Consider the following 396-nt stretch of genomic DNA (forward strand, 5'->3'; position numbering starts at 1 on the left):
GTTTATTACCATCATTAGCTGTTAGCAGAAAACAGGTTGATGAATTTTTAGAAGCATTAAACGAAGCTATTGTTGAATTGAAACCCCCAACCCCTAAAGGGGAGTTGGAGAAAATTGCTCAATAAAGAATGGAACGTACAAGTGAGTGACACAACAAATGTTCATAGAAGTACAAAGATTTTAACAACTTTTATAAAAATTAAAATTCCCCTTCAGGGGATAGGGGTATGAAACAATTTATTTCTGTAAACGATGTAACAAATATTAATGCACTAGTTGAAAAAGCGTTAATGTATAAAGCAAACCCTTTTGCAGATAAGCATTTGGGTGCCAACAAAAGAATTGGCTTATTATTTTTAAACCCCAGTTTGCGTACACGTTTAAGTACTCAGGTTG

The 396-nt window shown here is 33.8% G+C and carries 1 protein-coding gene; it reads left to right on the plus strand.

The window, feature by feature from the left end; genetic code table 11:
* Positions 1-227: 227 nt before the first annotated feature.
* Positions 228-396 (plus strand): hypothetical protein (locus E3E36_RS14125; protein ID WP_206203738.1); only part of this gene is annotated, 169 nt, incomplete at its 3' end.

Origin of the sequence: Thermococcus sp. M36, from assembly GCF_012027355.1 — an archaeon.
In the GTDB taxonomy this organism is placed as follows: domain Archaea; phylum Methanobacteriota_B; class Thermococci; order Thermococcales; family Thermococcaceae; genus Thermococcus.